This is a genomic window from uncultured Vagococcus sp., from assembly GCF_963518325.1.
Lineage (GTDB): Bacteria > Bacillota > Bacilli > Lactobacillales > Vagococcaceae > Vagococcus_D.
This window is the reverse complement of sequence record NZ_CAUQJB010000045.1, coordinates 18,367-27,460: the sequence shown is the minus strand read 5'-3', so window position 1 is coordinate 27,460 and position 9,094 is coordinate 18,367. Positions and strand designations below refer to the sequence as shown.

Genomic DNA, 9,094 nt, shown 5'->3' with positions numbered 1-9,094 from the left:
CCAGTGTTTTACTAACATTTTTCTAGTTTTTTATGGCATCATGGCAGACCTCCTTGTTGAAATGATGCGCCTACTATATTATTCGCAAAAAAAGAGTCATTCCGTTTTTTTTTATAAAAAAAGTGAAATAATATGGCATTATCATTAATGCAATGACTTTACCATCATTATCATTTCGCTAAATGCTATGAAATAGTTTTTTGAAAGTTGATCTAAGTTTACAACTCAAAATCCATAATGTTAATAGTCACGTTAGTGAGGCATGATAGGGCTGAAGGTTATAAGCTAAGTTGTCGAGACGGATTAAAAACTTGTTGGTTATTTAAAGAAAACAAACTAAGCGATTGTCGTCTTCATCAGACTCAATCGCTTAGTTTTATTTGTGTAGGTGAAGTTATCATTTAGACATTAGCCATCTTCTGAAGGACAATCTCTTTTCAATTGAAACACTGAGGTACATTGAGTAGTAGAGCATCCCATCTAACTAAAAGTGAGAGCTTTGAATTCAGGATGCTCAAAAATGTGATTAAACGAGAATCAAAAGATGACTATTGCCTATGACTTGATTATAGTGAAAAAGTTCATTAAAGTGAAATGATGATTTCTTATTGACTTATAAATACTGGTTATACATGTGAGGATACCTAAAACTTTTTCTTATACAAGCTAGTCGAAAGCATCAGTTATCAGTGGAAATGCCCGTTCATTAATCGAATGATCTTTCTTGATGTGTGCATCTCTAGCAGACGTTGAGAGAGTCATCTTGAGCGATTAGATCAGCGCAAACTCCAGTTATTTTTTTGCTTTTTTGATTGAAAAGCCAATCATTGCCAAAATAACAACGACAACAATGACAGCTATAACGATAGTAGTATTCATGTTTTATCCTCCTTCAACTTTAGTTGTGTTTACGATTTTTTGCGATGATTAAGGTAACAGCAGCAAGACAAGTAATTGCAACGCCTAATTTCAATAAATGACAGTCCTCCTTGTTCTAATAGGATCAGTGCCCACTTCGATGTTGTCCATTTTCTATTATTTTGCTTTTTTTATAGCAACGGTCACGATTGCCATAATAGCGAGGACCACAATGACAGCGATGATCGTACTACTCATGTTTTTATCTTCCTCATAAGGTAAATCCGATTAAGCCTGTAATAATTGATTAGCTTGATCGCATAGATTATAAATCTCATCGTATTTTTCGTCGATAATTGGATTAATTTCACTTGTTTTCTGGCGGTTGATCCCACGATAAAGCCAGTAAGGGACAACCCAACCGATTAAGCCGGGGATTGCCAGAATGATGCATAAGACAGTCGAACCAGATGTTATGGCGAAGACCGAGCCAGCCATAAAAGCCGTACCGATGCCCCCATGATATAGGCCACTAAGGCAGCTTTGAAAACTTTAGACCGTTCCAATGTGTTAACTGTTTCCATGGTTTGTTCAAATTGACGTTGCCTTTTACTTATTTCAGCCTTGTTTCGTAACTTGCGATGGCGTTTGAATTTTAATGTCACATAAGATGAGCCCTTCGGTGGAATGGCACTTTTTTCCAGGTTCCAGCCAAAATTACGATAACTATCAGTGTAAATAGACGCCATCTTTCCTTTGATGGTGATTTCTTTGTATTCATAGCCAACAAAGGCCTCGTGTTTTTCCGTCATGGTGATCTCTCCTTTGGAATGATGTTAGTCTTGAATCAATAACGTGTCTGTTAATGAGATAATATCTTCGCCGTATTTCTTTTTCTGTCTGGTCAAAACCATTGAATAAATTGGAATGGATAAGATGGCCAGAAGCAAGCCTGGGATGCCCATAGCAAGGCCAGTGGTCATATTTTCCCAGACCATGATGTGTGACATGCCAGCCCCTAATAAGAGGGAGCCGCCTATGGCCACGACACCACCGACTAGCTTTGCCGGTAGCTTCACCTTGCGATCTAGCTGTTTGAGCTGTAATAATTTGTTTTCACCTTTAGTCAGATATTGGGTACGAATGGCGTTGATTTTCTTTTGGTCTGTTGTAGTTTGCATAATAGCACTCCTTTTTTTAGTTAGTTGTTGTTTTACCTCAATTGGCTTGTGTTGCTGGCTAACTTATACCCTTATCTTAATGACTTTATGTTTGTCTTTTGCTTAAGAAGTGTTTCGATCATGTTAATTCGTAAAGTGACGGTACCGTATATGGAATAAAAACACTCATCCAAGAATGAATCATCTTGGATGAGTGCTAGGAACCACTTATAATAATTTATCTCCCTTTTGACAGATGTCATCAATTTCATCGTATTTCTGTTCCATGGCCGCTTCGATTTGGCCCTGCTTTTTTTGAAGAAGCTTTTGATAGACCATCGGTGGAATCGCCCAGCAGATAAAACCGGGAATAGCCAGTATTACACATAATAAAATCATGGGAGAGTCTGCTGTTACGGCAAAGGTTGAGCCAGCTATCAAAGCCGTTCCAATCAAACCAATCAAAATCGCCCACATCATGGGTGGGAAAGTGGCGGATTTTTGAATTTTATCAAGCTCATTCACACAGGAATCAAAATGACGTTGCAGCCTTGTCAACTCGGCTTTGTTTAATAGTTTTCTGTTTCGCTTTAATTTGAGGGTAATCTTCCCTTTTGCAGCACTCACTTGAAAGTTATCATCTGGTACCCAACCAAAATGACGATAGCCATCAAGGTACAATGAGGCTCGCTCTGGTTCGGTGATAATGTCTTTATACTCATAGCCAATAAACTCATTGCCTTCTTTAATGACCTGATTCATGATTGTTTCCCCCTTTCTCAGTGATTGATTTTGTGCTGAATCGGTAGTCTGACAGTCATAGTAGTTCCTTGATGGAGGCTACTGGTGGCAGAGATAGTGCCGTCCATCAATTGCAAAACCCGTAAAACTAAGGCCAGGCCTAAGCCATTTCCTTCGGTCGAATGAGAGCTATCCCCTTGATAAAACTTATCAAACATGTGTTTCAGGGTATCCTCACTCATGCCGCAACCGCTATCTGTAATGGAAACAATCACCTGATTGGCTGTAGAGGTTTGTGTTAAGGTGATAGTCCCTCCTGGATCAGAAAATTTAATGGCATTGGACAAGAGATTATTCCAAACTAATTCCAATAAACTAGCATCTGCTTCAATCGTGACATAGTCGTCAATCTCCGCAATAAACTCAATCTCTTTAGTAGACCACCCATCTTCGTAACTCAAGACACAGTCGGTCAATTGTCTGGCAAGATCATAAGGGTCAGCAATCGCTTGTAAGGTTTGTTTTTCCAGTTTGTTTAACTTCAATAGATTGGTGATTAAATTGGCCAACCTAGCAGAGGAGTCGATAATGGTGTCAATATAGTGGTCAGATTGTTCTGGACTAGTCGTTTCTAACTTTAAAGCTTCGGCGTAGTTTTGAATAACCGCTAAAGGCGTTTTAATTTCGTGAGAGACATTTGAAAAAAAATCGGTTTTGAGGGTTTCGATACTTCCCAACTCTTCCACCATAACATTAAAGTCGGCAAAGATAACATCGATATAGTCCCATTTCTCTGGCAAGTGTCTAGGAGGAATGTAAACAGAAAAATCACCTTCAGCTACTTTGCGAGTGCCAGCGGCAAATTCTTTTAGCGGCCGCTGGTAATTCTGTTTAAAGCGGCCTTGAATAAAAAAGGTCAACAGGATGGCCATAAAAAGCCAATAAACGACAATCGCAATCACATAACCTCGAGGTAAATGGTCATAGTCTAAATAATTTTGTAAAATAAACATCTGTCCCGTCGTCAGCGCTCCTAACCCGCTGAAAATAACGATCACATTCAGAACTGGCCCACCCTTGGCTTTAATCCGAGGGTCACTTCCTTTGGTTTCAGACATTAGGTTAACACCACCTTATAGCCCAGACCTCTGACAGTAACAATTTCAAAGCCTTCTCCAGCTGATAATTTATCCCGTAATTTAGTGATGTAAACATCAACGGCTCGTAAACTTGTGGAGCTATCCATCCCCCAAAATTCATCCATCAATTGAGCCCTTGAAAAGGTCTTTTTGGGATAAGAAAGCAATTTGTAAAGAATATTGAACTCTCTTAGGGTCATCGGGATGTCTGTCTCATTAATCATGGTACTCATTCCATCAGCATCCATGGTTAAATTGCCAACAGTTAAAGTACGTTCTTCCATAATATTAGCCCGACGTAAGAGGGCACTTACTCGCATCACCAGCTCATCCATATGAATGGGCTTGACCATATAATCATCAATGCCGAGCTTAAACCCTTTTTGTTTAGAGGTAATATCATCTTTAGCAGACATAAAAAGAATAGGGATAGTTGGATTTAACTGACGAATCGTTTGGGCAAACTCAAACCCATCGATTCCTGGCATCATAATATCGGAAATAATCAAATCATAAAGACTGTTATACAAAACGTCATAGGCCTCATTTGGGTTAGGGCACCCCTTAGCCACATAGCCACGATCATTCAGATAAGTACACACAATTTGGTTTAACTTAAGGTCATCTTCTACTACTAATATATTAATCATCTACACACTCCTTTTTAAGGGCCCCTCACATAAGCTTGGGAATTAATCCGACAAATAGTCAGACTGTTTGTTTCGTTTATCTAGCCGATGAATCCGCATCAGCATTAAGCAGCCAAGAAAGGCGGAACATAGGCCCATTAATACACCAAATAACCCGTTGGCCCTAGGGTGCAGACTAGTCTGACTATCACTGAAGGACAGAATCGCCGTTTGGGTCAAAACCAAGGACACTAAGGCCGAGGCTAAATTAATCATCTTAAGTCCGTGAATAAGCAAGCTTTGATTCTTGAGTTCAACAATAACACCACGAATACCTAGGCCTATTTCAACAAACGTAAAGGTGGCAATAATCAGTGCCACATTTCGCTCATAAGTAGCAGTGACAGGGGTGACTAGTAAACGAAGGGAATAGACACTGTACAATAGACTGGTGAAGATTAACATAATGCCAGCATAACGGTAGTATTGGTATTGTTTTTCAAGAGGCTTTAAACTGCCCCTAAGAATCATGTATTTCCCTGAGGCCATGCCAAAGGTATAACAGGCGCTGACACAAGTCATTAGAGACAAAGAGAATAAACCTAGGGCTAATTTACCGCTGCCAACTAAAAAATTAAGGGTCCCAGAAGCACTGGCAAAGCGCAATGAGCGACTGTGTTTTTTATTAAACCGCCGAGACAGATCACGATTGATACCCTTGAGTTTTTGCAAGGAAATAAATTTTTTCGCGGCCATCTGTGCCTCCTCTCGTCTTACCCATTTATCAAGTAGTTTAAATCATAAATGTGTGAGAACTGTTTGCGAATTGTTTCAGAATTGTTAATAGCTAAAAAAGCGATCACCGATTAGTCCTTCCTTTCGATGGTTCGCTTTATATATTTTGGGTAACGGAAAAGTGAAGGCATGTTAGTTTGGTAATGGTGCGGACGAGGTTGGAAAATCAGGGACCTTCGTCTAGAAGGGGATTACTTCCGACTGTAGGTTATCGCAACCAGACGTCGCTAAAGTTGTGTAAACGACAGATTGTCCTTTCTATCAGCTATAGATGAAGGCAGAACAATCCTTTTCGTCTTTGAGGGAGTTACTTGACGTAGGATAGCAACTGACCTATCTTCCTAACGTCGTAAAGTGACCTCTCGAATATTTAAATGGCGATAAAGAGTAGCAGTGGATAACTCACATTTTTTAGAAATAACAAAAGGACTTAAATCAGTTGTCTGATAAAGTTCAATAGCTTGATTGATTTTATCTGTAATTCGGGGTCTACCAAGGGTAACCCCTTTTTTTCTAGCAGTTTTTAAGCCAGTTAAGACTCGTTCACGGATTAACTCAGCTTCCATTTCAGCGAAAGCGCCCATAATAGTAAACATTAATTTACCCATAGGAGTGGTTGTATCGATGTTATTTTGAATGCTTACGAAGTGAATCTGTCTTTTATCAAAATCATCAAGTAGCTTAAGTAGATGCTGTGTTCCACGAGCCAACCGATCAAGCTTGTAAATAACCAGGGTATCACCAGGCTTTAGGCTCTCTAACATCTGCTCTAAAATCACTCTTTTTTCATTTCTTCCGCTATCATGTTCCTTATATATTTTATCTACTCCGTATTCTTGAAGTTCTTGAAGTTGTGAATCTAATTTTTGATTGCTAGTACTGACTCTTGCGTATCCAATAACTGCCAATTAACATCACCTCTTTTTTAGTATATAAAGAGTGTATCATTTAGACTTGGTTAAATGTTCTTAATAGTTGCCAAAGTGAGTGCCATATTTTGAAAAAGGTACAATTAAAAATGAGAGTGCTTATTACCTATAGGGAGAAAGATACCTAGATTGCTAAGTCTCCTACTGAACAATACGATTTTGATAAATTTACTTTTTGTGTAAGTGAGGAGTTAAACAATGGTTATTCCGTTGACAATTGATGGTTAAATTAGTTCGTTATTATAACAAAAAAGCTTTCTCTGATAAGTGTTTTTTTACATAATCAAACAGTTTTTCCCATCGCAAAGAATCAGTCAATGAATCAAGGTAAAAGAAATGGCTAATGTCATTTGTAGGGGCATAACTATCAGAAATGATTAGGTCAGCTTTATTTATATCTGTTGTGAATTTAACATTTTCAGGGTTAAACATATAAGTTAATTTTTGTTGAATAACGGATTCTCCAATAATACTTTTCGCATAATGAATCCCAATCATGAGTGGTGATTTCTTGCGACTGTCAATGATGATCCCAATTAGACCAATGACAGTACGTTCATTTCCATCAGGTAAAGGGTATTTACTTTTAAAATCAGAAAAAAGTAACGTAGCTTGCTTTAAAATGTGTTCGTTATACTCAGTTGTTTGTTGATCGATAATGGATCTGTGCTGTATCTCTCTAAATTCATCAGGTAGATTAATCTGAAGATAGTCCACAAGTAAGAAAGTTATTAACGAATAATAAAAGAAATGAGCATATTCTTCCTGTGTAAAGTGTATGTTGAAAGTATCGCTAATCATCTTCAATAAATGGTAACTGTACTGTGTCAGAGAATTGTCAAGAGGCAACAAATTGTCTGTGATCTCTTGTTTTATTTTTGAACTATCCATTTCTGAAATAGTCAATCGGATAAATAGATTGAAAAATAACCTCTCAGTCATGGACTCATTTTCGGTAGAAAATGGGAGGAAAAGGGGGGATAAATCATTTATTTCAAAAAAAACAGTTAGAATTTCTTGAACATCTGTCGATAAATCGATAGTGTGATTTTTTTGTTTGTGGCGAACAGAGGTAATGTAACAAAGATAGCTGATTTGGGCTGATTTTGACGGCAACCAATTTTGAGAATCATCCAGGTTGAGACTGTCTGTTATTTGAATGATGCGTTCCTTTCGATAGGTAAATGGCGGTATATGAATTCCTTTAATACATGACCAATAAAAAAAATAAGAAAAAAATCGAATGTTTTTTTCTTCATAAATAAAATTTAGGTCACTTTGATTATCAAAAAAAGAAAACTCCATACCAAATTTTTGGATAATGTGTTCAATTTTATAAAGATATCGATATAGATTTGAGGGGCTGATAAACAGTTCTTCGCTTAACTCGTTAATCGTAGCAAACTTTTTACTTAGTAAAGTTTGAATAATTGTATACTCAAATGATCTTTCAGTATACATAACATGTAAACGGTCTATAAAGTAATTATAAGATAAGTTGTCAGAAACACTTAACGTTATCATGCCTGCTTGCTTTATTAAAATGAAATCTTCCGAATGAAAAAGTATGGCACAGTCTTCAGTTAAACTATTAAAATAGCGGCCGGCAGTTCGAACGGAAAGGGTTAAATACTCTGCTAAGCTCTCAAGAGCGCAACCCTCAGGATGAAAGGATAAATATTTAATCATGGCTAATTTACTTTCATCAGCCTTGTTCATAAAGACAATCATAAAGACACCTCCTAATGTAGTTGACTTCAGTATATCGACTTCGTACTAAAGAATCAAGGCGGTGACTTAGTATAAAAAAATTACGGATATTATTGTTTCCAATTGCAAAGAACTGTTCTTTTAATGGCACCATTTTACACCCAGTTATCTGGAAATATTATTTTTTTTCAGGTGATTATAGATAGTTGGAGCAGATATATCACATTTTTTCGAAATCTCAGCCACCGATAATGTGGTGGTGCAATACATCTTAAGTGCTTTTTGAATTTGTTTTGTTCTCTCTGGTCGTCCGAGGATTTTGCCATTAACCCGGGCAGCCTGAAGGCCAGCCATTACTCTTTCTCTGATTAATTCGGCTTCCATTTCGGAAAAGGCGCTCATAACAGTAAAAAAGAAGCGTCCCATTGGAGTTGAGGTGTCAATATTATTTTGAATACTGACAAACTGAATGTGATTATTTTCAAACCCTTCTAATAAGTGTAGAAGTTGTTTGGTACTTCGTGCCAAGCGATCCAGTTTAAAAATAACAAAGGTATCACCAGGTTTTAGCGCTTCTAAAGCCTTATCCAGTTCCGAGCGGTTAATTTTTCGACCGCTCTCATATTCTTTGAATAAAATATCTACCCCGTAGTCGTCTAAGGCTTTTTGTTGCGAATCAAATTTTTGATGGTGAGTGCTTACGCGCATATAGCCAATAGTTGTCATAGTCTTCACGTCACTTTCTAAGATGATAATTGATTTTAAAATGATTGTCAGTGTCGTTCAAAAAAATGGCTTATTTTAAAGCGGTATTAGGAACTTTTTTTTCTGGAAAATTCTTTCTTTTTTGTATCTTTCTTCACGTGAATTAAGGCTATTTGTGTTTAAAATAGTGTTTTAAAAAAAGAAATCACTTTTTTTTTATTAGTAAGCTAATTTTTAAAAGGTTGTTAAATAAGGGTTTTGCGACGTTTGATATAAAAAAATAGCTCGAAATCAGTTAAAAAACAAAATGTTCGAAAAAAAAAATTGACAATCCTTTTGTTTTATAATAAACTATTGTTTTTTGGAATTCGCAATTAACCCCCATTAAACTCTTTTTTTGTGAATGGAGAAGCCTGTAACTTAGGCTT

Annotated in this window: 10 protein-coding genes; all 10 read right to left on the bottom strand. The window is 37.2% G+C overall.

The annotated features are described in order from the left end of the window. Window positions 1-1,146 precede the first annotated feature (1,146 nt). Window positions 1,147-1,356: a hypothetical protein gene (locus tag RWN13_RS21895; RefSeq protein ID WP_314067998.1), complete on the bottom strand. Its 210-nt coding sequence runs from the start codon at window positions 1,354-1,356 to the stop codon at window positions 1,147-1,149. After that, a complete protein-coding gene (locus tag RWN13_RS21890) occupies window positions 1,332-1,670 on the bottom strand; it encodes a hypothetical protein (RefSeq protein WP_314067996.1) in 339 nt (112 codons plus the stop codon). The genes RWN13_RS21895 and RWN13_RS21890 overlap by 25 nt, the downstream gene beginning before the upstream one ends. 24 nt (window positions 1,671-1,694) lie before the next feature. Next, window positions 1,695-2,039 carry a hypothetical protein gene (locus RWN13_RS21885; protein ID WP_314067994.1) on the bottom strand — a complete coding sequence of 115 codons (345 nt, stop codon included), beginning with the start codon at window positions 2,037-2,039 and terminating at the stop codon, window positions 1,695-1,697. A gap of 207 nt (window positions 2,040-2,246) precedes the next feature. Then, on the bottom strand, window positions 2,247-2,780 hold the full coding sequence (locus RWN13_RS21880; protein WP_314067992.1) for a hypothetical protein: 534 nt from the start codon (window positions 2,778-2,780) through the stop codon (window positions 2,247-2,249). A gap of 17 nt (window positions 2,781-2,797) precedes the next feature. Beyond that, window positions 2,798-3,877 carry a HAMP domain-containing sensor histidine kinase gene (locus RWN13_RS21875; protein ID WP_314067990.1) on the bottom strand — a complete coding sequence of 360 codons (1,080 nt, stop codon included), beginning with the start codon at window positions 3,875-3,877 and terminating at the stop codon, window positions 2,798-2,800. After that, the gene (locus tag RWN13_RS21870; RefSeq protein ID WP_314067988.1) at window positions 3,877-4,548 is read right to left on the bottom strand and encodes a response regulator transcription factor; all 672 of its coding nucleotides are present in this window, start codon (window positions 4,546-4,548) and stop codon (window positions 3,877-3,879) included. Before RWN13_RS21870 ends, RWN13_RS21875 begins: the two co-directional genes overlap by 1 nt. 42 nt (window positions 4,549-4,590) lie before the next feature. Next, window positions 4,591-5,283, bottom strand: coding sequence for a hypothetical protein (locus RWN13_RS21865; RefSeq protein WP_314067986.1), 693 nt, complete (start codon window positions 5,281-5,283; stop codon window positions 4,591-4,593). A 380-nt stretch (window positions 5,284-5,663) separates the two neighbouring features. Next, a complete protein-coding gene (locus RWN13_RS21860) occupies window positions 5,664-6,230 on the bottom strand; it encodes a recombinase family protein (protein ID WP_314067985.1) in 567 nt (188 codons plus the stop codon). Window positions 6,231-6,491: 261 nt separating this feature from the next. Continuing rightward, window positions 6,492-7,982, bottom strand: a complete 1,491-nt coding sequence (locus tag RWN13_RS21855; protein WP_314067983.1) for a helix-turn-helix domain-containing protein — start codon at window positions 7,980-7,982, stop codon at window positions 6,492-6,494. A 144-nt stretch (window positions 7,983-8,126) separates the two neighbouring features. Further along, a complete protein-coding gene (locus RWN13_RS21850) occupies window positions 8,127-8,687 on the bottom strand; it encodes a recombinase family protein (RefSeq protein ID WP_314067981.1) in 561 nt (186 codons plus the stop codon). Between the last annotated feature and the right edge of the window lie 407 nt (window positions 8,688-9,094).

What these genes read in the sequence shown, in the direction of transcription:
- RWN13_RS21895 (WP_314067998.1), bottom strand. Translation starts at nt 1,356, where the DNA reads ATGGCTGGCTCGGTCTTCGCCATAACATCTGGTTCGACTGTCTTATGC.
- RWN13_RS21890 (WP_314067996.1), bottom strand. Translation starts at nt 1,670, where the DNA reads ATGACGGAAAAACACGAGGCCTTTGTTGGCTATGAATACAAAGAAATC.
- RWN13_RS21885 (WP_314067994.1), bottom strand. Translation starts at nt 2,039, where the DNA reads ATGCAAACTACAACAGACCAAAAGAAAATCAACGCCATTCGTACCCAA.
- RWN13_RS21880 (WP_314067992.1), bottom strand. Translation starts at nt 2,780, where the DNA reads ATGAATCAGGTCATTAAAGAAGGCAATGAGTTTATTGGCTATGAGTAT.
- RWN13_RS21875 (WP_314067990.1), bottom strand. Translation starts at nt 3,877, where the DNA reads ATGTCTGAAACCAAAGGAAGTGACCCTCGGATTAAAGCCAAGGGTGGG.
- RWN13_RS21870 (WP_314067988.1), bottom strand. Translation starts at nt 4,548, where the DNA reads ATGATTAATATATTAGTAGTAGAAGATGACCTTAAGTTAAACCAAATT.
- RWN13_RS21865 (WP_314067986.1), bottom strand. Translation starts at nt 5,283, where the DNA reads ATGGCCGCGAAAAAATTTATTTCCTTGCAAAAACTCAAGGGTATCAAT.
- RWN13_RS21855 (WP_314067983.1), bottom strand. Translation starts at nt 7,982, where the DNA reads ATGATTGTCTTTATGAACAAGGCTGATGAAAGTAAATTAGCCATGATT.
- RWN13_RS21850 (WP_314067981.1), bottom strand. Translation starts at nt 8,687, where the DNA reads ATGACAACTATTGGCTATATGCGCGTAAGCACTCACCATCAAAAATTT.